This window comes from uncultured Williamsia sp. (genome assembly GCF_947494875.1).
Classification (GTDB): domain Bacteria; phylum Actinomycetota; class Actinomycetes; order Mycobacteriales; family Mycobacteriaceae; genus Williamsia_A.
In genome coordinates this window covers 67,244-88,666 of the sequence record NZ_CANLWM010000004.1, presented here as the reverse complement: position 1 = coordinate 88,666, position 21,423 = coordinate 67,244, and the positions used below count along the sequence as shown (strand labels likewise).

At 70.2% G+C, this 21,423-nt stretch carries 21 protein-coding genes and 1 tRNA gene; 11 read left to right on the top strand and 11 right to left on the bottom strand.

The window, feature by feature from the left end:
- Window positions 1–50: 50 nt before the first annotated feature.
- Window positions 51–1,601: an MFS transporter gene (locus tag Q1A98_RS10770; RefSeq protein ID WP_299573061.1), complete on the top strand. Its 1,551-nt coding sequence runs from the start codon at window positions 51–53 to the stop codon at window positions 1,599–1,601.
- 69 nt (window positions 1,602–1,670) lie between these two features.
- On the opposite strand, the gene Q1A98_RS10765 is transcribed toward Q1A98_RS10770, so the two are convergent.
- Window positions 1,671–2,921 carry an NAD(P)/FAD-dependent oxidoreductase gene (locus Q1A98_RS10765; RefSeq protein WP_299573060.1) on the bottom strand — a complete coding sequence of 417 codons (1,251 nt, stop codon included), beginning with the start codon at window positions 2,919–2,921 and terminating at the stop codon, window positions 1,671–1,673.
- 135 nt (window positions 2,922–3,056) lie between these two features.
- Between Q1A98_RS10765 and Q1A98_RS10760 the strand changes: the two genes are divergently transcribed.
- Window positions 3,057–3,944, top strand: a complete 888-nt coding sequence (locus tag Q1A98_RS10760; protein ID WP_299573058.1) for a LysR family transcriptional regulator — start codon at window positions 3,057–3,059, stop codon at window positions 3,942–3,944.
- A complete protein-coding gene (locus Q1A98_RS10755; protein WP_299573056.1) occupies window positions 3,941–4,531 on the top strand; it encodes a GNAT family protein in 591 nt (196 codons plus the stop codon). The genes Q1A98_RS10760 and Q1A98_RS10755 overlap by 4 nt, the downstream gene beginning before the upstream one ends.
- Here the strand turns inward: Q1A98_RS10755 and Q1A98_RS10750 are convergent.
- Window positions 4,459–5,610 (bottom strand): CoA transferase, encoded by a 1,152-nt coding sequence (locus Q1A98_RS10750; protein ID WP_299573054.1) that lies wholly within the window; start codon window positions 5,608–5,610, stop codon window positions 4,459–4,461. The genes Q1A98_RS10755 and Q1A98_RS10750 overlap by 73 nt on opposite strands.
- A 96-nt stretch (window positions 5,611–5,706) precedes the next feature.
- Between Q1A98_RS10750 and Q1A98_RS10745 the strand changes: the two genes are divergently transcribed.
- Genes Q1A98_RS10745 through Q1A98_RS10735 form a run of 3 tightly spaced genes read left to right on the top strand, consistent with a single transcriptional unit; the run spans window position 5,707 to window position 8,203 of the window.
- Window positions 5,707–6,219: a GNAT family N-acetyltransferase gene (locus Q1A98_RS10745; RefSeq protein ID WP_299573051.1), complete on the top strand. Its 513-nt coding sequence runs from the start codon at window positions 5,707–5,709 to the stop codon at window positions 6,217–6,219.
- 51 nt (window positions 6,220–6,270) lie between these two features.
- A complete protein-coding gene (locus Q1A98_RS10740) occupies window positions 6,271–7,731 on the top strand; it encodes an MFS transporter (RefSeq protein WP_299573048.1) in 1,461 nt (486 codons plus the stop codon).
- Between the two features lies 1 nt (window position 7,732).
- The gene (locus Q1A98_RS10735; protein ID WP_299573045.1) at window positions 7,733–8,203 is read left to right on the top strand and encodes a MarR family transcriptional regulator; all 471 of its coding nucleotides are present in this window, start codon (window positions 7,733–7,735) and stop codon (window positions 8,201–8,203) included.
- Window positions 8,204–8,226: 23 nt separating this feature from the next.
- Here the strand turns inward: Q1A98_RS10735 and Q1A98_RS10730 are convergent, their stop codons facing one another.
- The gene (locus tag Q1A98_RS10730) at window positions 8,227–9,285 is read right to left on the bottom strand and encodes a 2-oxoglutarate and iron-dependent oxygenase domain-containing protein (protein ID WP_299573043.1); all 1,059 of its coding nucleotides are present in this window, start codon (window positions 9,283–9,285) and stop codon (window positions 8,227–8,229) included.
- 137 nt (window positions 9,286–9,422) lie between these two features.
- Window positions 9,423–9,893 carry a MarR family transcriptional regulator gene (locus Q1A98_RS10725; protein WP_299573042.1) on the bottom strand — a complete coding sequence of 157 codons (471 nt, stop codon included), beginning with the start codon at window positions 9,891–9,893 and terminating at the stop codon, window positions 9,423–9,425.
- A 92-nt stretch (window positions 9,894–9,985) separates the two neighbouring features.
- Between Q1A98_RS10725 and Q1A98_RS10720 the strand changes: the two genes are divergently transcribed.
- Entirely contained in the window at window positions 9,986–10,585 is a 600-nt protein-coding gene (locus tag Q1A98_RS10720; protein WP_299573041.1) for an NAD(P)H-dependent oxidoreductase, read from the top strand.
- Between the two features lie 96 nt (window positions 10,586–10,681).
- On the top strand, window positions 10,682–11,461 hold the full coding sequence (locus Q1A98_RS10715; protein WP_299573040.1) for a pirin family protein: 780 nt from the start codon (window positions 10,682–10,684) through the stop codon (window positions 11,459–11,461).
- A 7-nt stretch (window positions 11,462–11,468) separates the two neighbouring features.
- On the opposite strand, the gene Q1A98_RS10710 is transcribed toward Q1A98_RS10715, so the two are convergent.
- The 3 genes from Q1A98_RS10710 to Q1A98_RS10700 are packed head-to-tail and all read right to left on the bottom strand — an operon-like array spanning window position 11,469 to window position 14,685.
- Window positions 11,469–12,242 (bottom strand): PIG-L family deacetylase, encoded by a 774-nt coding sequence (locus Q1A98_RS10710; RefSeq protein ID WP_299573038.1) that lies wholly within the window; start codon window positions 12,240–12,242, stop codon window positions 11,469–11,471.
- Window positions 12,239–13,675, bottom strand: coding sequence for an MFS transporter (locus tag Q1A98_RS10705; RefSeq protein ID WP_299573036.1), 1,437 nt, complete (start codon window positions 13,673–13,675; stop codon window positions 12,239–12,241). Before Q1A98_RS10705 ends, Q1A98_RS10710 begins: the two co-directional genes overlap by 4 nt.
- Window positions 13,675–14,685, bottom strand: coding sequence for a zinc-dependent alcohol dehydrogenase family protein (locus Q1A98_RS10700; protein ID WP_299573034.1), 1,011 nt, complete (start codon window positions 14,683–14,685; stop codon window positions 13,675–13,677). Before Q1A98_RS10700 ends, Q1A98_RS10705 begins: the two co-directional genes overlap by 1 nt.
- 84 nt (window positions 14,686–14,769) lie before the next feature.
- Here Q1A98_RS10700 and Q1A98_RS10695 point away from each other — a divergent pair, with 84 nt between their 5' ends.
- Window positions 14,770–15,360, top strand: coding sequence for a TetR/AcrR family transcriptional regulator (locus Q1A98_RS10695; RefSeq protein WP_299573032.1), 591 nt, complete (start codon window positions 14,770–14,772; stop codon window positions 15,358–15,360).
- Here the strand turns inward: Q1A98_RS10695 and Q1A98_RS10690 are convergent.
- Window positions 15,320–16,498: an FAD-dependent monooxygenase gene (locus tag Q1A98_RS10690; RefSeq protein ID WP_299573030.1), complete on the bottom strand. Its 1,179-nt coding sequence runs from the start codon at window positions 16,496–16,498 to the stop codon at window positions 15,320–15,322. The two genes, Q1A98_RS10695 and Q1A98_RS10690, sit on opposite strands and share 41 nt — an antisense overlap.
- Before the next feature lie 86 nt (window positions 16,499–16,584).
- Here Q1A98_RS10690 and Q1A98_RS10685 point away from each other — a divergent pair, with 86 nt between their 5' ends.
- The gene (locus tag Q1A98_RS10685; protein WP_299573028.1) at window positions 16,585–17,256 is read left to right on the top strand and encodes a TetR/AcrR family transcriptional regulator; all 672 of its coding nucleotides are present in this window, start codon (window positions 16,585–16,587) and stop codon (window positions 17,254–17,256) included.
- A gap of 20 nt (window positions 17,257–17,276) precedes the next feature.
- Here the strand turns inward: Q1A98_RS10685 and Q1A98_RS10680 are convergent.
- Together Q1A98_RS10680 and Q1A98_RS10675 are read right to left on the bottom strand one after the other, a co-directional pair.
- Window positions 17,277–17,352 (bottom strand) — tRNA-Thr (locus Q1A98_RS10680).
- A 74-nt stretch (window positions 17,353–17,426) separates the two neighbouring features.
- Window positions 17,427–18,686 carry a DNA polymerase III subunit delta' gene (locus Q1A98_RS10675; RefSeq protein WP_299573026.1) on the bottom strand — a complete coding sequence of 420 codons (1,260 nt, stop codon included), beginning with the start codon at window positions 18,684–18,686 and terminating at the stop codon, window positions 17,427–17,429.
- A 140-nt stretch (window positions 18,687–18,826) separates the two neighbouring features.
- On the opposite strand from Q1A98_RS10675, the gene Q1A98_RS10670 reads away from it, so the two are divergent.
- On the top strand, window positions 18,827–20,506 hold the full coding sequence (locus Q1A98_RS10670) for an adenylate/guanylate cyclase domain-containing protein (RefSeq protein WP_299573802.1): 1,680 nt from the start codon (window positions 18,827–18,829) through the stop codon (window positions 20,504–20,506).
- Window positions 20,507–20,521: 15 nt separating this feature from the next.
- Here Q1A98_RS10670 and Q1A98_RS10665 read toward each other — a convergent pair whose 3' ends face one another.
- Window positions 20,522–21,403 carry a GGDEF domain-containing protein gene (locus Q1A98_RS10665; RefSeq protein ID WP_299573024.1) on the bottom strand — a complete coding sequence of 294 codons (882 nt, stop codon included), beginning with the start codon at window positions 21,401–21,403 and terminating at the stop codon, window positions 20,522–20,524.
- Window positions 21,404–21,423: the final 20 nt, after the last annotated feature.

The window sequence follows — 21,423 nt, the reverse complement described above, 5'->3', positions numbered from 1 at the left end:
ACTCAGAATGTGCGATCTTTTCTGAGCACGCACTCAGACCTGGAGGCACCATGGCCCGTAAGTGGCTGACCCTGACCGCCGTCTGCACCGGCGTCTTCATGCTCCTGCTCGACGTCACGATCGTGAACGTCGCGCTCCCCGACATCCAGAAAGACCTCGACTCGAACCTGTCGGACCTGCAGTGGGTGGTCGACGCCTACGCGTTGTCGCTGGCCGCGCTGCTGCTGACGTCGGGCACGATCGCCGACATCGTGGGCAGGCGCCTCGTCTTCGCGACCGGGATCGTCGTGTTCACCGTCGGTTCCCTCGCCTGCGGGCTCGCGCCGAACATCCTCACGCTCATCGTCGCCCGCCTCGCGCAGGGCGTCGGTGGCGCGATCATGTTCGCCACCGCCCTGGCCCTGCTGGCCCAGGCGTTCGCGCCCCGCGAGCGTGGCATCGCCTTCGGCGTCTTCGGCGCGGTCACCGGCGTCTCCGTCGCCGTCGGACCGGTGCTCGGCGGCGTGCTCACCACCGGCCTGTCGTGGCACTGGATCTTCTTCGTCAACATCCCCGTCGGTGTGATCGCCCTCGTCATCACCATCGTCGGCGTCGACGAGTCGAAGGCGCCGGGCACGCACCGCATCGACTGGCTCGGCTGTGTGACCTTCAGTGCCGCGCTGGCTTTCCTGGTCTTCGGACTGATCCGCAGCCACGCCGACGGCTGGAGCTCGCTCCCGGTCGCCGGGTCGCTGATCGCCGCCGCGGTCCTGCTCGTCGTGTTCGCGGTCGTGGAGCGGATGGTCACCGAGCCGATGGTCGACGCGTCGCTGTTCCGCGTCCCGACCTTCACCGGTGGACTCATCGCGGCGTGGGGCATCTCCGCCGCGATGTTCTCGCTCTTGACCTACATCGTCATCTACCTGCAGGGCACCATGGGCTACTCGGCGCTGCAGGCGGGCCTGTACTTCCTGCCGTTCTCCGGTCTGGTGTTCGTCGCCGCGGCCATCGCCGGCCGACTCTCGGACAAGGTCCCGGCGCGCTGGCTCATCACCCCCGGCTTCCTCCTCGTCGCCGGCGGCCTGCTGCTGATGCGCGGCACCGACCCGACCGGTGGGTGGACACAGTTCATCCCGGGGTTCGTCGTCGCCGGCATCGGCACGGGACTGATCAACGTGCCACTCGCGTCGACCGCAGTCGGTGTGGTCGAGCAGTCGCGCGCCGGGATGGCGTCGGGCATGAACTCGACGTTCCGTCAGATCGGGATCGCGACCGGCGTCGCCCTTCTCGGCAGCCTGCTGGCCTCGCATCTCAGCAACGACGTCCAGCAGGGACTGGCGGGGACACCGCTCGCCGACCGCGGTCGCGAGATCGGCGACGCCGTCGCGAACGGCGCCGCCGCCCAGGTCATCTCCTCGGTGCCCCCGCCGCTGCGAGGGCTTGTCGCCGCGCGCGCCGGCCAGGGCTACGCCGATGCACTCGACCTCATCCTGCTCATCGCCACCGGCATCGCGGTGGCCGCCGCGCTCTGCTCCGCCGTGCTCATCCGCTCGAAGGACTTCCACGCAGCACGGGTCGAAGCACAGGAGGAGACCGACACGCGCCTCGCCGTCGCCGACTGAGGGCCGACGACACCGCACAACGCCCGCTGCCCCGTCGACATCGTCTGACGGGGCAGCGAGCGTGATCGATCAGCCGGCCGTGCGGGTCAGCTCGCGGTCGTCGGAGCGCTCGACGTCGGCGAGACCCGGGCGACGGTTCGTGCCGTAGGCACCCAGCCACCGACCGACGGCCTCGACGCGATTGCCGACACCCGACAGGTAGTACAGATGCACGGCGAGCCAGGCACCCCAGGCCGGGAGGCCGGTCATGCCCACCTTCACCGGTGTCTGCAGGACGGCCTTGCCCCGCCCGATGATCGACATGCTGCCCTTGTCGAAGTAGCGGAAGCGTGTCCCGGGCCCGATCGTGCGGGTGATCGTGTCCGCGGCGTGACGACCCTCCTGCATGGCGACCGGGCTCTGGCCGGGGTAGCCGTCGAGCGTCGTCATGTCGCCGACGGCGAAGATGTCGGCGTAGCCACCGACGGTCAGATCGGGGTTCACCTCGAGCCTCCCGGCGCGGTCGGTGCTGCAGCCTGTCGCCCCGGCGAGGACCTGCGCGAACGGCGACGCCGCGACGCCCGCGGCCCAGATGACCGTGTCGGCGGTGATCCGGCGGGTCGCCGCGCCCTTCTCGATGTCGACCGTCACGACGCCGTCGTCGATGTCGGTGACGAGCGACTTCAGCAGCACCTCGACGCCGGCCTTCTCCAGTGAGCGGCGGGCGTACCGGCTGAGCCGACCGCCGTAGGCGGGCAGCACGTCGTCGACGCCCTCCACCAGGGTGATGGCGACGTCGGCCCTCTTGTGCCGCCGGGCGAGACCGGCGATCTCGCCGGCGAGCTCGACACCGGTGGCGCCGGCGCCGACGATCACGTAGCTCGCGGCGGCGCGGTCGCCGGGGCGGTCGAAGTTCCGGACCAACTGCTCGCGCAGGCGGACGGCGTTGTCGCGCGTCTTCAGCGCGAAGGTCCGGTGCGCGTACTCGTCGCGCCCGAAGTACGACTGCGCGGCGCCGGTGGCCGCGATCAGCGACGAGTACCCGACCTCGCGCTCGCCGGCCTCGGACCGGTAGGTGACGCGGTGGGCGTCGGGGTCGATTCCGGTGACGCGGCCCTCCACGACGGTGATGCGGTCGGAGAGAACCTCAGTCGCCTCCGGCGAGATGGTCTCGGGATCGAGGACTCCGGTCGCGACCTGGTACAGCAGCGGCTGGAAGAGGTACTGCGCGGCGGCCGAGATCATCAGCACGGACTTGTCCGAGCGGGCGAGCCGACGGGCGGCGGCGACACCTCCGAAACCCGACCCGACCACGATCACGTCGAACTGCGGTGTGTTCATCACCGACTCCTCTCGCATCCGTCGAACTCTTCTCGTCATCGACAACGTCCATCGTCGGCACTGTTACTCCCCACCACCAGCGCATTCTTGCGATGACATCTATCGATGTCTTCGATCAATCGCTACGCTGCCCGGATGGAGCTGCGACAACTCACCGCGTTCGTGACCGTCTGCGCAGACCTCAGCTTCTCCCGTGCGGCCGAGCGGCTGTACATGTCGCAGTCGTCGGTCAGCCACCAGGTCGCCCGGCTCGAGCGCGACCTCGGGGTGGCGTTGTTCGAACGGTCGACGCGGTCGGTCGCCGTCACCGAACCCGGACGGCGCCTGCTCCCCGTCGCCGAACAGATCCTCGAACTGGCCGAGCGTGCCCGGGCTGTCGTCCGCGAACGCGCGTCCCGCGTCCGACTGGCGGCGAACATGTCATTCGCCGAGCGCGCGCTCGCCGCGATCGCCGCGGTCCGCGAGGAACGGGCCGACATCGAGATCGAGTTCGTGCTGAAGGACTTCACCCAGCGTGTCGACGCGGTGGTCACCGGCGACGTCGACGTCGCGTTGATCCGCGGCGAGTTGGTCGACGACCGCGTCACCGTCCACCGCCTCTGGGTGGAGGACCTCGTCGTCGCCACCTCGCGCCGCCACCCGCTGGCCGGACGGGATGTCGTCGACCTCGACGAGCTCGCCCGATACCCGCTGCTGCTGCCCCCGCGGCGTCAACAGGTCCTGCTGCACGGCATCGTCGACACGGCGTTCGGTGACGCAGGGCTCACCCCCCGACTCGGCGATCCCGTCGCCGCGGATCACACGGCCACACTCGACCTGGTGAATCGCCCCGACGCCTGGACGGTCCTCTACGACGAGCCCCACGCGCAGGCGATCTCGCGGCTCCGGGAGAGCAGCGGGCGATTGCGGGTCCCCGTGTGCGCGATCGTGCGGGGACGGCCCGGCGACCGCCGTCCCGCGCCGGAGGAGCCGGTGGTCGAAGAACTTCTGGAAGCGTTGCGCCGGTACGGTAATCAACGATGACGCTGGAGTGGCCCCGTCAGATCCCCACGCTGACCGACGGCGTCGTGTGGCTCCGTCCGCTGGAACCGCCCGATGTCGACGCGGTCTACATCTGCGCCTCCGACCTCGCGTCACAGCAGTTCACGACGGTCCCCAGCCCGTACGACTGGAGCGACGCCGTCGAGTTCGTCGACCGCGCATCAGCACAGGTGTGGCCGGGCTTCGAGGTGGCGATCACCGGCGACGACGACGCGCTTCTCGGGACCTGCGGCCTGCGTGTCCGCGACGAGGACAGCGATGTGGTGGCCATCGGATACATGGTGTCGCCCCTGGCGCGCGGCCGCGGGATCGCCACCCGCGCAACGCGTCTGCTGATCGAGTTCGCGTGGTCCGTCGGCGCGCACCGCGTCGCGCTCGACGCGTTCGCGACCAACCTCGCATCACGCCGCGTCGCCGAGAACTGCGGCATGGCCCAGGAGGGGATCCTGCGCGAGGCGCACCTCGGCAACGGCGGGATCCGCCACGATGTCGTGCTCTACGGCCTGCTGCGATCGGATCCCGTTGTCCCGGTGGACGAGTCCCCCAGCGACGGTGGCGGCGTCCGGTAGGTCGGCGGGGTGCGCGACATCCCGATGGGGTTGCGGACGGTGGGCGCGCCCCCGGGCAGATCGACCCTCGGCTCGATGTCGACGGCCCGGGCGGCCGCGAACGCCTCGGCCATGTCGTTGATGGGTCCGGCGGGGACACCGGCCGCGGTGAGGATCTCGAACCAGTGGTCGGCCCCGTGCGCGGCCAACGCGGGTGTCATCGCGTCGACGAGTTCGTCGTGGTGGGCGACGCGGTCTGAGTTGGTCCGAAACCGTTCGTCGTCGGCGAGATCGGGGACCCCGATCGCCTCGACCAGTCGCCGGAACTGACCGTCGTTGCCGACCGCGAGCGCGAGCGGCCGATCGGCGGTGGGGAGCACCTCGTAGGGGACGATGCTCGGGTGACGGCTCCCCATCGCGGTCGGCACGACGTCGGCGGCGAGGTACGCGGTGGTCTGGTTCGACATCGTGGCCAGCGCGACCGAGAGCAGGTCGAGGTCGATGCGCTGCCCCTCGCCGGTGCGATCCCGGTGCCGCAGGGCCGCGAGGATCCCCGCCATCGCGTGCACCCCGGTCAGGACGTCGACCACCGCGACACCCACCTTCACGGGCGGCCCGTCGGGTTCGCCGGTGATGCTCATCAACCCGCTCATCGCCTGGATGAGGAGGTCGTACCCGGGGATCGCCGCGCCGGCGTCACGACCGAAACCCGTGATGGCGCAGTAGATCAGGTCCGGCTTCACCGCGAGGAGATCGTCGTATCCGAGGCGCAGGCGCTCCATCGTCCCCGCCCGGAAGTTCTCCATCACCACATCCGACCGCGCGACGATCTCGCGGGCCGCGTCGCGTCCGACGTCGGTGGACAGGTCGAGTGCGACCGACGACTTGTTGCGGTTCACCGACGCGAAGTAGGTGGCCATCGGCTCGCCCCGATGGTCGTCGACGTACGGCGGCCCCCACGACCGGGTGTCGTCGCCGGATCCGGGGCGTTCGATCTTGATCACCTCGGCACCGAGGTCGGCCATCAACATCGTCGCGTACGGGCCGGCGAGCACCCGGCTGAAGTCGGCCACGACGATCCCGTCGAGAGCACCCGCCATGTCCGTCCCCGTCCTGCCCTACCCGCGCACCGCGGTCGTCGCACCCGTGCGCCTACCGTAGGCATGCGCCTCCCCGACGCAGAGATGAGTCCCACCGTGATCGCTCGAACCTCGCGTCTGACCGTCAGTCCGCTGCGTCCGGACGACCTGGAGGACTTCGTCGCGATGGTGCTCCGCCGCGAGATCTACACGGTGATCGGCGGCTCCCCCGCCGACGAGGACGACGCCCGACGCCGCGTCGAGCGGTGGATCGCCGGGTCGTCGGACCCCGACCGGCGCTGGATCAACCACGTCGTGCGGCGCGCGGACACCGGCGACCTCGTCGGTCACTGCCAGGGGACCCTCGTGGCCGTCGGCAGCGACGGCGAGACCGACTGCACGCTCGGGTACAGCGTGCACCCCGATCATCAGGGACAGGGCTTCGCGCGGGAGATGATGCGCGCCTTCGTCGGTCTGATCGTCGAGACGGACGACCCGCGTCGGTTCCTCGCGCACATCGCCCCGGGGCACACCGTCTCCGAACGCGTCGCCACCGGACTCGGCCTGTCACCGACGGGCAGCCTCGACCGCGCCGGCGAGCAGGTCTGGGCGTCTCCGACGGCACCGTGAGGACGATGTCCGGGTTGCGACCCGGACAGTTGTGGTTTCACAATGGTTGCCATGGGTCAAGAACTCACCGCTCGCCGGAAGACGATCATCCTGGCGACCTGCTGCCTGAGCCTGCTGATCGTGTCGATGGACGTGACCATCCTCAACGTCGCGCTCCCGGACATCCGCCGTGACCTCGGCGCCTCGGTGTCCGGACTGCAGTGGGTGATCGACGTCTACACGCTGACCGTCGCCAGCCTGCTGCTGCTGTCCGGTGCCACCGCCGACCGTTTCGGGCGGCGCCGGGTGTTCCAGATCGGCCTGACCGTCTTCGCGGTCGGGTCGCTGCTGTGCAGCCTCTCCACCAGCGTCGACATGCTCGTCGGTTCCCGGTTCCTGCAGGCCATCGGCGGGTCGATGCTCAACCCGGTGGCGATGTCGATCATCACCCAGGTCTTCACCGGCAAGCAGGAACGCGCCAAGGCGGTCGGCGTCTGGGGTGCCGTCGTCGGCATCTCGATGGCGCTGGGCCCCATCGTCGGCGGTGTCCTCATCGACACCCTGCGGTGGCAGTCGGTGTTCTGGATCAACCTGCCGATCTGCGCCGCGGCGATCGTCCTCTCGGCGATCTTCGTGCCCGAGTCCAAGTCGTCGACCGTTCGACGCCTCGACCCGGTCGGTCAGGTCCTCGGCATCGTGTTCATGGCGACGATCGTCTCGGGCCTGATCGAGGGCCCGGAGATGGGCTGGTCGGATCCGCGGACTCTCGCGTTGTTCGCCGTGGGCGTCGCGGGCCTCGTGGGGTTCATCGCGTGGGAGCTGCGGCACCACTCGCCGTTCATCGACGTGCGGTTCTTCCGCAGCGTGCCGTTCTCGACGGCGACCGTCGTCGGCATCATGGCGTTCGCCGCGTACGGCGCCTTCCTGTTCCTGATGTCGAGCTACCTGCAGAACGTGCGCGACTTCTCGGCCATCCGCGCGGGTCTGATGTACCTGCCGATCGCCGTCGCCACGCTGCTGTTCTCACCCCTGTCGGGCCGCCTCGTCGGGCGGTACGGGACACGGCCGTCGCTGGTGACCTCGGGCGTGTTGCTGGCGGCCGGGTCGGTGCTGCTCACCCTCCTGACGCCGACGACACCGCTGTGGCAGGTGCTGGGCACATTCTTCCTGTTCGGATGCGGGTTCGGCCTGGTCAACGCACCGATCACCACGTCGGCGGTGAGCGGCATGCCTCGCGAACGCGCAGGAGCCGCGTCCGCGGTCGCATCCACCAGCCGCCAACTCGGCGTGAGTCTGGGTGTCGCGATCAGCGGTTCGGTCGCCGGGTCTGCCATCGCCGCCACCGGCCTCACCTTCACCGACGCGATCGCGCCCCTGTGGTGGATCACCGCCGGGTTCGCCGTCGCGATCCTCGCGCTCGGGATCGTCAGCACGACGCCGTGGGCGCACCGCACCACCGATCGCATCGCCTTCCTGTTCGGCGACGAGGCAACCGGATCGCAGCCGGCCGCCCCGGTCCCGGCGAGGGTCTGAGATGGGGTCGGGCACGCGGGCCGGACACTGGTCCACCACCCACACGTCCACCGCGACCGACGAGGCGTGGCAGCTCATGGCGCACTTCGTGATCGACAACCGCGGTGCGTGGAAGAAGGCCGTCACCGAGCGGACGGGCCTGGCGTTCAACCAGATCCGCCTGTTGCGACGGATCGCCGCGCAGCCACGGTCGGTGTCGGAACTCGCCGAGGCGGTCGGGATCGACGCGCCCGCCGCGTCGGTCGCCATGACGCACCTCGAGCGCGACGGCCTCGTCGAGCGCCACATCGACCCGGCGAACCGTCGACGCAAGATCGTGTCCGTCACCGAGGCCGGGCGGGCGGTGCTGCACTCCGCGATGACCACCCCGGACCCGGCGCCGCCTGCCTTCGCCCACCTCGACGACGATGACGTCGAGACCCTGCGGCGCATCCTCGGACGCCTCGACGGCGCGCGCGGCCCCGACGACTGAGTCGCCCCTGACAGCTGCCGCGGTCAGCCGGCCGGTCGCGCCGCCGCCCGGACCCGATCCGCCTCGCGGACCGCGCGGGCGTTCGACGTCCCCTCGCGCGAGCCCGCCAGCTTGGCCGCGATGTGGTCGCGCACCGTGATCGATTCGTAGGGCATCCGGGCGTGCCCCTCCCATCCGGGCAGGGTGCCGACGACCGCGTCGGGGTTGCCGTCGTGGAAGAACGCGGCCGACCTCCGACGGACGATGGTCCCGTCGACGATCGGGGGCTTCACGCGGTGCAGCGTCGACATCCACCTGTCGCCGGTGAGGCGGGCGGTGAGATCGCCCAGGTTGACCAGCAGCGCATCGTCGACCGGTGTCACGTCGTGCCAGCGCCGGTCCGAGCCCAGGACCTGCAGGCCCGCGACCTGATCGGCCCAGAGCACCGTGACGATGCCGAAGTCGGTGTGCTCCCCCATGCCGGTGAGATCCCCGTCGAGTGTGACCGTCCCCTCGGGCAGCGCGTAGTTGTTCATCCGGAGGACGTCGATGGAGTGGTCGGTGATCGACGGGAAGAAGTCCTCGGACACGCCCAACGCCGCGGCGAAGATCCCGGTGAGCGTCCGCGCCACGCGCGATGCCTCGTCGAAATAGGACTCCACCTGCGGTCGGAAGCCGTCGACGTCGGGCCAGAGGTTCGTGCCGTAGTCCGACTCCGACAACCCGAGGTCCGGGAACGACGCCGCCTCGACACCGACGTTGTAGGCCTCGAAGAAGTCGTTCATCCCCGACGCCGCCGCCACACCCAGACTCAGACTCAGCGATTCGCTCGCGGGCGGGCTGTAGCCGCGGTTCGCGCCGGCCACACGCCAGGTCTTCTTGACCTCGATCGGGAGACCGAAGAGCGCGTCCATCGCGTCGGCCAGTCCGCGCGTCACGGTCTCCGGGATGCCGTGTCCCCGGATCTGGATGAATCCCACCCGTCGGCACGCGTCGTCGACAGCCTCGACCACCGCCGCGACGTCCTGTGATGGTCCGCCGCGAACCACCGCATCGATGTCGATCACGGGGACGTCGAAGTCGAGTTCAGGGGAACGGTCCATGGTCGGTCCTCACCGGATGCGCGCCCTCGCATGTCGCCGACGCCGCGGACGACAGTGTGCGACGCCCGACGGCGCCGTGCATCTCGACAGCCCTCAGGTCGTTGCGCGCGAAACAATCGCCGGGGTACACACCACGGTCAACTCCGCGTGGTGTCGTCGGCGATGTGATCGCGCACCTCGCCGAACACCTGCCCGATGCGGTCGACGTCACGCGGACTGAGGCTGTCGAACAGCAGCCGACGCACCGCGGCGACGTGGCCGGGGCTGGTGGCCTCCAACTTCGCTCGTCCGGCCTCGGTCAGGACCGCCACCTGACCGCGGCGATCGCTGGGACAGGGGCGTCGCTCTACCCACCCCAGGTCGACGAGACGACTGATCGCCCTGGTCACACCGCTGCGGGTCGCCATCGTGGCCTCCGCGAGCGACGACATGCGCATCTGGCCGGCCTCGGCCTCCGACAGGGTCACCAACAGTTCGAAGTCGGTGAACGAGATGTCGGCGTCGCGCTGGAGTTGCTGGTCGAGTCGAGCCAGCAACATGCGCGTGGCCTCGAGGTAGGCGCGCCAACTGCGCTGCTCACCCGCCGACAGCCATCGCATCTCGTCCATAGTCGCCAGTCTAGACGAAGTAGTTGACATCGCAATCATCTCCGGTAGCGTTGGTCGGGACAGACAGACGACGAGAGGTGAAGGACACCCTGATGACGAAGCTCGCGATCATCTACTACTCCGCGACCGGCCACGGCACGACGATGGCGAAGAAGCTGGAGGAGGCCGCACAGGCCGCCGGCGCCGAGGTGCGTGTGCGCCACATCGCCGAGACCACCGACCCGTCGGTGTTCGCGGAGAACCCGGCGTGGACCGCGAACTACGAGGCCACCAAGGATCTGCCCGCCGCGACCGGCGACGACATCGAGTGGGCCGACGGCGTCATCTTGGGCTCGCCCACCCGCTTCGGCAACACCGCCGCGCCGTTCCAGGCCTTCATCGACACGCTCGGTGGACTGTGGGCCCAGGGCAAGCTCGCGAACAAGGCGTACGCCGCGTTCACGTCGAGCCAGACGCTGCACGGCGGCCAGGAGGCGACGCTGCTCGCGCTCTACACCACGATCATGCACTGGGGCGGCCTCGTCGTCGCTCCCGGTTACACCGACGGTCTGAAGTTCGCCGACGGCAACCCCTACGGCGTCGGCCACGTGACCGGCCCGAACAACACCGAGGAGCTCGCGCCGGAGACCGTCGCCGCCCTCGAGCACCTGGCCCAGCGCGTCGTCACCTTCGCCGGCAAGCTGGCACAGTAGGACTCACCATCGCGGCGGGCGTTCCGACACCGGGGCGCCCGCCGTGTCGTCTCCCGGCGTCGTTCTCCCCGAAGTCGTCATCCCAGTGAGGTTCGCATGACTGCACCCGCACCCGTCGTCGACGTCCGTCGCGCGGCGGACCGATTCTCCACGCAGATCGGCTGGCTCGACTCGCACCACTCGTTCTCGTTCTCGTCGCACTACGACCCCGACAACACCCACCACGGGTTGCTGCTGGTCAACAACGACGACATCGTCACGCCCGGCCAGGGTTTCGACACGCACCCCCACCGGGACATGGAGATCGTGACCTGGGTCCTGCAGGGGTCGCTGGTCCACCAGGACTCGATGGGCCACTCGGGTGTGATCTATCCCGGCCTGGCCCAACGGATGAGCGCGGGAACCGGGATCCTGCACTCGGAGAAGAACGACTCGTGGCGCCTCGGCGTCGACGCCGGCGGCCACGGCGATCGCCACGACGACCCCGTGCACTTCATCCAGATGTGGGTCGTCCCCGACGAATCCGGGATCACGCCGAGTTACGAGCAACTCGAGATCGACGACGAGCTGCTGTCGGGCGGTCTCGTGACGGTCGCGTCGGGCATGCCCGAGCACGTCGACCACTCGGCCATCCGCATCGCCAACAAGTACGCGGCGATGCACGTCGCGCGGCTACGGCCCGGCAGCGAGGCGATCACCCTCCCCGACAGCCCGATGGGGCACGTCTTCGTCGCCCGCGGCGAGGTCGAGATGGAGGGTGTGGGTCACCTGCACGAGGGAGACGCCGTGCGGCTCACCGGATCCGGCGGTCAGCGGATGTCCAGCACGACCGGTGCCGAGGTCATCGTCTGGGAGATGCACGCGACGATCGGCTGAGCCGGCGTCACAGCGGCAGGCTGTCCACCATCGACCGGTTCACCAGGTCGGCGTGGCGGTAGGACTCGAGTCCCATCACCATGCGCAGCAGATCGATCGGCATCTGCAGGAACGGACCGAAGTCGCCGACCTGCGTCGCGTGTGCCTCCATCGCCGCCCGCTTGGCGTCGATCGCTGCGGTCACGTCGACCTCGACGGTGATCTCCGAGGCCGGCACCCCGAACGAATCGAGGTCGAGGTCGGGGGCGTCCTCGGTCCAGCGCGGGTTGGCCCTCATCATCTCGCGCATCCGGTCCCGGTTGGCGACGCTCTCGAAACGATGTGGCGTCCCGGCCATCTCGGCCGCAGCACGTCCGACGTGGTGCACCGCGATGTGGTCGGGGTGGCCGTACCCACCGTTGCTGTCGTAGAAGGTCACCACGTCGGCCGACTCCTCGACGAGGACATCCGCGAGACGACGAGCAGGCTCGTCGACGGGCAGGTTCGAGAACGCGGCGGTGTTGTCGTTGTCCGCGGTGCCGGCCATCCCGGAGTCGGGGTAGTCGAGCATGACGAGTCGGTGCACCCCGAGCGCCGACGCCGACGCCTCGAGTTCCCGGCGACGCCGCGACAGCAGCGACTCACCCGGTTCGAGGATCCCGTCGGGGAACTCGCCGAGCGCACCGTCGGTGGCCGTCACCAACACGACGCGGTGACCGGCATCGGCGGCGAGACGGATGGTGCCGCCGGTGGAGAACACCTCGTCGTCGGGATGGGCGTGGAAACACACGAGAACGCTCACAGCTTGTCGGCCACCTGCACAGTCGGGCCCGCGAGGGCGTTGTCGGCGAGTTTAGTGGCCCGCAGGTGCAGTCCGAGCACCACCAGCCCGCCCACCGCGGAGATGACCGCCGTCACCACCGAGGCGGTGTTCCAGCCATGGACGAGATCGGCGGCGACCGACCCTGGTCCCGGGTGGGTGGCGATCACCGACACGATCGTCACACCGATCGCCGACCCGACGTAGCGGGCGGTGTTGTTGGCCCCGCTGCCCATCCCACCGCGCCCGGCCGGGACGCTCGCGACCGCCTCCTTGCCCAGGTTGGCGTTCACCACGCCGGTCGCGATCCCCGCGACCAGCAGGCCCGGGAGGAATCGCGGCCATCCCGAGCCCTCCCCGATTCCGGTCAGACCGGCGAGACCGACGGCGACGCCGAGCAACCCGACCCCGAGCTGGACCCGTCCCGCGATCCGGGCGGGGATGCGGCGGGCCAGCAGCGCGGTGACGACGGATGTGCCCGACCACGCGAACAGCAGCAGCGCGGCGCCGAGGGCCGAGACCCCGAGCGCCGCACCCAGGAAGCCCGACATGTACGACATGAGCGCGATCGCACCGGCACCGATCGCCACGGCGGCGAGGGTCGCGGCGCCGAAGGCGGGTGAGCGCACCAGCGACAGGTCGAGCATCGACGTCGCGCTGCGGTGTTCGACGACCACGAACAGGACGAGCAGCGCCGCCGACGCGACGAACAAGCCGATCACCAGCGGCTGTCCCCACCCCTGACGGCCCTCGACGAGGCCGGCCAGCAGTGTCGCGATACCGCCGGCGAACAGCAGCGCACCCGGCAGGTCGAGACCTCTCGGTGCATCGGACCGCGATTCGGGCACGACGCGCTCCGCGAGCCCGGCCAGGATCAGCGACGCGGCGGCGAGGACCCAGTAGGCGTCGTGCCAGCTGTGCGCCTTCTCCAGCAGCGCCGAGAGCAGCGGCCCGATCGCGATGCCCGCGCCCACGCTCGCACCCCAGACGCCGCTCGCCGCCGCCCGCGCAGGACCGGGAGCGAAGGTGTGGGCGATGATGCCCAGGCTCGCCGCGATCACCGCGGCGCCACCGACGCCGACGATGACGCGGGTCAGCACGAACACGAGGACATCCGGTACCAGCACGCCCACAACGGATCCGACGGCCATCAGGACGAGACCGAGGGTGAGGGTGCGACGACGACCGAAGTCGTCGGCGATGGTCCCCGCCGACAGCAGGGCCGCGGCCAGTCCGATGCTCATCGAGCTCAGGATCCAGGTCTTGCCGCTCACGTCGGCGCCCAGCGATGCGGCGGTCACGTTCAGCGTCGACAGCGGCGCGGTGAACGCGACCAACACCAGCAGGGTGCCCAGGGCCGAGACGGTGAGAGTGGTGCGCGGGGATCCGACGCGACCGACATCCGCGGTCGCCATCAGCTGTGATCACCGATCGCGAAGAGCACCTTGCCGGCCCGGTCGCGCCGGGCGGCGTGCGCGAGAGCTGCGTCGAACTCCGCGAGCGGATACGTCGCCTCGATCGTCGCGTGCAGGGTCCCGTCGGCGACCAGTGCGGCCAGCTCGCGATACCGCTCCGCCACCGTGCCCGGGGGTGCCGAGTCCTGCCAGTTCCTGAGCCAGAACCCGCGGACGACGAGGCCACGGAAGATCAGGTCGGGGATGTCGATGCTGACCGGCTGACCGCCGCGCGACGTGTAGCTGATGATCGTGCCGCCGACCGACATCCGCGACGCGAGTGCGGTCGTCGTCGCGCCGCCGACCCCGTCGATGAGCAGGTCCACGGTGTCGCGACCGAGTGCCTGTCCGACCTGCGAGGCGATGTCGGGGCCCTCGACGAGCACGAGATCGGCACCCGACTCCCGCAGGGCCGCCGCCGATTCCGGCCGGCGGACGATGTCGACCAGGCGGAGCCCGGCACGACGGGCGAGCGCGCGGACGTACCCGGCGGTGGCCGAGCTCGCCCCGGTCTGAGCCACCCAGGCACCGGGCGCCAGATCGGTGAACCCGTGGAGCATGCCCCACGCGGTCATCGGATTGATGCCCAGCATCGCGAGCTGCATGGCGTCGCCGTTCACGGCGATCGCGTCGCTCGCTGCGATCACGGTCTGTTCACGCCAGGTCGTGTCCACCAGCGTCGGCCGGACGAGCACCTGCTCCCCGACTCGACCGGCGTCGACGCCGGGGCCCACGGCCACGATGTGCCCGACACCCTCGGCGCCCAGGATCGTCGGCAACGCGGGCCGGTAGCCGTACCGCCCCGCGATCATGAGGAGATCCGACGGGTTGATGGCCGCGACATCGAGCGCCACGACGACCTGTCCGTCGCCGGGTTCGTCGGCCGGCACATCGACGAGCTCTACGACGCCCGAGCCCGGACGGCCGTACTCATTCAGCTGCAACGCCTGCATCGCGCCCTCCCGGGCCATGGACCTCGTCGATGACGACCGTCATCGTGCGATCACGCTAACAGACGAAGACGACTGTCATAATCCGTGGCTAAACTTCTCCTCATGACCACGGAGGACCTCGAACCACCCCGCACGCGGATGGTCCGCAGCGCGGCGCGGATGATCCGTGAACGCGGGGTGACCGGGGTCGGTATGCGTCAGATCGCCGCCGACGCCGGCGGTCCGCGCGGCTCGTTGCAACGCTATTTCCCGGGCGGCAAGGCGCAGGTGCTCACCGAGGCGATCGACATCGCCCTGGAGGACTTCGTCGCCGGCACGCTGCGCGCCCACGCCGACGCCACGGATCTGCCGCAGGCGATCGGGATGATCGTGGCGTCGTGGCGCGAGGTGCTGCTGCGTACCGACTTCACCGCGGGATGTCCGATCGCGTCGTTCGTGGTCGACGTCGCGGAGGTGGACCCGCTGCGCGTGGAGGCAGAGAAACGGTTCAGCCGGTGGCGCACGACCCTCGCGTCCCTGTACCGCCGGTTCGGCGTCGACCGCGCCGCCGCGTGGGACGAGGCTGTTCTCGTCATCTCCGCTCTCGAGGGCGCAGCGCTGGTGGCCCGCGCGGGTCGGTCGATCGAGCCGCTCGACGCCGTCGAGCGTGTGCTCATCGCCCGTGCAGACCAGTGGACCCGGAATCGGCCGTGACCGTCTCGGCCGGTTCGCCGTGGCCGCGCAGGAACGCCGCGAGTCCGTACGGGGCGGAGTCGCCGATGCAGAGGTCGAGGATCGCGCGGGCATCCCGCCCGGCGTCGGTCGTCCGTGCGAACATCGCCGTCTCGTAGGCGGCGATCGCAGCGTCCACGTCGTCGCGGTGGGACACGATCGCCTGCGCCAGTTCTGCGCCGTCCAGCATGGCCAGGTTCGCGCCGTCGCCCGCCGGCGGTGCGAGATGGGCCGCGTCACCGACAAGCGTGACGCCGCGGACACGGTCCCAGCCTGTGCCCTCGGGGAGCGCGTGGATCCGCCGGATCACCGGCGGCGTCGTGGAGTCCGTGATCACCGCGCGGAGCTCCGGAGCCCAGCCGTCGAACTCGGCGGCGACCCGCCCGCGGACATCGCCGGAGGCCTCCAGATCGTCGACCCACTCCGCCGGTCGTCGCAGCTGGACGTAGGCGTGCAGCACGTCACCGGCCTCCCGGTGCGTCGAGATGCCCTGGCCCGGCGCGAGGGCGAACATCGCACCGGCGCCAGCGAGCGCCGCCGTCGCGGGATGGGCGAGATCGACGTCGTGCAGCCAGGTCTCCACGAATGTGACGCCGCTGTACTCGGGCGTCGCATCGGTGAGCAGTGACCGCACGCGGGACCACGCCCCGTCCGCGCCGACGAGGATGTCGGTGACGGTCGAACTCCCGTCGACGAAGCGGATCTCGTGCCGTCCGTCGTCGAGGGTCGCCACGGACGCGACCTTCATCCCCCACCGCACCGCACCCTCGGGCAGGGACTCGAGGAGCAGTCGCCGTAGGTCGCCGCGCAGCACCTCGGGCCTGCCGGACGCCACGTCGACCTCGGGCGCGTCGTCGTCGAGGAGGACCTCCCCGGAGCTGTCGACGACGCGCGTCGCCTGGCCGCCGGCGTGGATGATCGCACGGAACCCCTCGGTCAGACCCGCGGCGTCGAGCGCCACCTGACCGTCCTCCTCGTGGATGTCGAGCTGACCGCCCTGCGTCCGGCTCTCGGCGGACGGCTCGGCCTCGACGACCGTCGCGGGGATGCCGTGGACGTGCAGGACACGAGCGAGTACGAGCCCGCCGAGCCCGGCTCCGATGATCGTGATGGTGCTCATACTGTCTCCCTTCGCCGTGCTGGAACGGCGTTCCAGTGCTCGTGACCGAGTTTGGAACGACGTTCCAGGAATGTCAAGATGGGGCCATGCCGCCACGGGGACGCCGTACCGAATCGCTGTCGAAGGACGCGATCGTCGCCGCCGCGACGGAGATCCTCGACGCCGACGGCGAGGACGCGCTGACGTTCCGCGCCCTGGCGGCGCGCCTCGAGACGGGTGCCGGCGCGATCTACTGGCATGTCGCGAACAAGGACGAGCTGCTCACCGCGGCTGCCGCCGACGCCATCGATCGGACGCTGACCGGTGTCGACGGCATCGCTGACCCGCGAGAAGCGCTGCGCGCGATCGCTCTTCGCGTCTTCGACACGGTCGACGATCACCCGTGGGTCGCCACCCACCTCGCCCGCGGGCTCGGTCAGCCGGGGATGATCGCGGTGCTCGACGCGGTCGGCCAGCGCGTCGAGGAGCTCGGCGTGCCGACGGATCGCCTCTTCGACACGGCCACGGCGGTGCTCAGTTACATCCTCGGAGGCGCCGGCCAGAACGCGGCCAACGCGCGCCGGCACGCGCAGGACGCTCAGGCCGGGTCTCGCGCCGAGGCGCTGGGACAGGAGTCGCAGAGATGGGCGGGGCTCGACGTCGACCGCTATCCGTTCGTGCGGGCGATGGCCGACTCGCTGCGCGACCACGACGACCGGGAGCAGTTCCTGGCGGGCGTGGAGCTGATGCTCGACGGTATCGGCGCCCAGAAGCGCTGACACTGGTCACTGGTCACACGTGGAGCCGCCTGCGAGAATCGAACTCGCGACCTTTTCATTACGAGTGAAGCGCTCTACCGACTGAGCTAAGGCGGCGTGCCACCCGAAGGCAGCGCCGACCAGTGTATCGACCGCCGCGCACCGCGACCAAACCGCGTCGCCACGCCCGCTCAGCGACGCAGAGCCGTCGCGATGGAGGCGACCATCGCGTCGACGGCGAACTTCGGCTTCACGTTCTGGTCGAGCACTTCGCGGCACTCGAGGACAGCCTCGACGCACTGCAGCAGCTTCTCGGGTGGTGCATACGCGGCCATGCGGTGGGTCTGGTCGGCCATGTCGGGGTGCATGGCGGCGACGGGAGCTCCGTAGGCCGCGACCACCGCGTCACGGAACAGCGCGGCCAGGTCGACGAGAGCGCGGTCGAGCACGTCGCGCTGCAGGCGGGTCCGTCGGGACTTCTGTTGCCGCTCCAGATCTTTCAGAACGCCGGCCGATCCGCGGAGCGCCCCGGCGGATCCCTTGCCGGTGCCGCCCGCGCCAAGCGCCATCCGCAACTCCTCGGTCTCCGCCTCGTCGACCTCGGTGCTGATCGACTTCGCGACCGACTCCGCCGCGCGCACGAGGTTCTCCGCGTCGCCGTACACCGTCGACTCCCGCGTGGCGGCACGGGCGAGCCCGAGCGCCTGGGTCCGCTGACTGCGGGCCTGCTCGTCGGTGGCGAGTCGACGTGCTCGCCCGACGTGGCCACCGCACACCGACGCAGCCCACCGCGCGGTCTCGGTGTCGACTCCGTCGAGCGTGAGCACCTCGGCGATCGCGGACACCGAGGGCATGGTCAGCGGGATGTGACGACACCGCGACCGCAGCGTCACCGAGATGTCCTCGGGGTCGACGCTGGGCGCGCACAGCAGGATCACCGTGCGCGACGGCGGCTCCTCGACCACCTTCAGCAGGGCGTTCGCCGCCTGCTCGGTGAGACGGTCGGCGTCCTCGATGAGCACCACCTGCCACCGACCCGTCGCCGGCCTCCGCGCCGCGATCTGCACCGTCTCGCGGATCAGCTTCACCGAGATGCTCAGCCCGTCCGGCACGATGCGGCGCACGTCGGCGTGCGTTCCGCTCATCACGGTGGTGCAGGCGTGGCAGTGACCGCACCCGACGACGTCGGGGGCCTCGCACTGGAGCGCGGCCGCGAAGCACTGCGCCGCCACCGACCGCCCGCTGCCCGGCGGACCGGTGAACAGCCACGCGTGCGTCATCGAGCTGCGGACGGGCACGGTTCCCGCGCCGGAATCCTCGGCGAACATCGAGACCTCGCCGTTCTCGGCCGACGCGATGTCTGCCGACACCGCACGCGCCGACCGCGCGGCGGCGGCGAGCTCGTCGACGACGTGCTGCTGCCCGACGAGGCGGTCGAACACCGAAGTCACGCGGCCAGCGTAACCGCGCCCACCGACGCGGCCCGGATACCACCGCACGACCGCTCGCCCGTCCGACCAACACCCGTGGTGGCCGGGGTCGGACCGCTACCGTTACACCCGTGGTCGAACGTCAGTCGCGCGCGCGCAGGATGATCCACCTGCTGCGTTGGCTGGCGCACACGCCGTGGCCGATCCTCGCGCTCGACCTGCTCCGGGCGAACATCATCGGCGCACTGTTCACCTTCGCCTTCCTGCGCTTCGGGATGCCGTACGAGTACACGGTCCGACTCGACCGGATCAACGGGTACAACCAGGCCGTTTTCGTCGTCTACCTGGTGGCGGCCGCGTTCGTCGGTGGGTATCTCAGCATCCTCCTGACGCTGCCGGTGCTGGTGTGGCATCGGCGACGCAGCCGGCTCGACAACGACTTCGCACGACGTCGTGCCCTGCGGCTGCCGGTGCTGCTCACCCTGGTCAATCTCGCGCTGTGGACCGTCGGTGGTGTCCTCTTCGCCCTGTTGAACGTGCAGGCGTCGGGCTCGACGGCACTGGTCGTCTGGATCGCCTCGGCCATCGGCGGGTTCGTCTCGTGCGTCCTCGGGTACATGCAGGCGGAGAAGGTACTGCGGCCCATCACCGTCTCGGCCATGGCCAACGACCCGTCGAGCACCCCGATCGCGCCCAGCGTCACCGGCAGGATCGTGCTGTTCTGGTGCATCAGCGTCGTCGCCCCGCTGCTGTTCGTGGTCCTGCTGGTGATCGGCCAGCAGACCGGGGTCATCACCACCGACGCCGCCGGACTGCAACGCCCGCTGCTGTGGCTGGTCATCGCCACCATGCTGTTCGGACTCATCGGGCTCATCCGTCTCGTCGGCGCCATCGCCGACCCGATCAAGGAACTGCGGGAGGCGCAGCGGTCGGTCAGCGCCGGCGATCTCGACGCCTCGGTCCGGATCTACGACGGCAGCGACATCGGCCTGCTACAGGCCGGTTTCAACGACATGGTCGCCGACCTCCGGGAACGACAGGAGCTCCGGAACCTGTTCGGCCGCTACGTCGGCGAGGACGTCGCGCGCCGCGCCATCGAGACCGGCACCGAGCTGGGCGGCGAGGAGCGCTACGTCGGTGTCCTGTTCGTCGACATCGTCGGCTCGACGCGACTGGCCGTCACCCGACCGCCGCGCGAGGTGGTCGACCTGCTCAACGAGTTCTTCCGCGTCGTCGTCGAGACCGTCGGACGGCACGGCGGCTTCATCAACAAGTTCCAGGGTGACGCGGCCCTCGCGATCTTCGGCGCACCCCTCGACCTCACCGACTTCGCCGGTCAGGCGTTGGCGGCCGCCCGCGAGCTCCGCATCGAGCTCGAGCGGACCCTCGGTGAGACCGACGTCGGCATCGGCGTCTCGGCGGGCAAGGCCATCGCCGGGCACATCGGGTCCGAGAAGCGCCTGGAGTACACGGTGATCGGCGACCCGGTGAACGAGGCGGCCCGCCTGACGGAGATGGCGAAGGACGAGGCGACGCGTGTACTCGCCTCGGCGCGCGCGATCTACCTCGCCTCCGACGCCGAGGCAGAGTGCTGGGACATCGGGGAGAGCGTCGAACTCCGGGGCCGCGGGATCGAGACCAAGCTGGCCCGACCGAAGTTCGCGCTCGTCGTCGAGGACGACGAGCCAGTCGACGACGACACAGACGGTGTCGTCGACAGTGCTGTCGGGGCGTCGTTGACGCGAGGCCCCACCGGGACGCGGACCGGCACCGGCACCGGAGACGCACAGGCGGCCGACGACGAGGACGACGACGAGGAAGCCCGCTCGTCACGCCGCTGATCTGCGGCGGCGCGGTCAGTCCCCGACGACGCGGCCGGGCCCGGCGCGCTTCGCGCGGTAGAGCAGTGCGTCGGCGCGCGCGAAACAGTCCGACGGGCTCTCGTCGGCGCGCAGGGTGGTGTGCCCGGCGCAGAAGGTCTGCCCGTCGGGCACCACCGCCGCCAACCGCATGAGCAGGTCGGCGGCCCGGGTGCCGTCGGCGTGCGGCAACGCGAGGGCGAATTCCTCACCGCCCCACCGTGCTACGACCCCCGGCGGTTCGACGGTCGCGACCGCTCCGTGCGCGAACTCGACCAGCAGGCGATCGCCCGCGTTGTGACCGTGCGTGTCGTTGTAGGCCTTGAACCGGTCGAGGTCGATGACGGCGAGCGAGATCGTCCCCACCCGGACGGGGGCCTCGTCGAACCGCGCCAACCGGTTCTCCCACCCTCGCCGGTTCAGCAGGCCGGTCAGCGAATCCGTCCAGGCAGCCGCGAGGAGGTTGTCCTCGGTACGGCGACGCTCGGTGGTGTCGTGGACGACGGCCATCGTCCAGGTACGCCCGTCGGGTCCGGTCACCGGCGTTGCCGACACCCATCCCCAGCGCACACTCCCGTCGGGATGGATGTAACGCTTCTCCTCGCGGTGCGCCTCGTGGCGATCCGCGGCCGCGGCCAGCTTCGTCTCCATCGCGTGGTGGGCGGCGATGTCGTCGGGGTGGGTGAAGTCGCGCGACGAACGGCCTGCGATCTCCGTCCAGGAACGGCCCACCATTGCGCAGTAGGCCGCGTTCGCCGCCGTCAGGAGACCCTGCTCGTCGGCGAGCGCCATCGGGACCGTGCTGGCGTCGAACATCGCGCGGAACCATCCGACGTCGATCGGATCGACCGCCTCCGAACAGATCTCGCCATCCCCCACGGATGCCCCCACCCCGACCG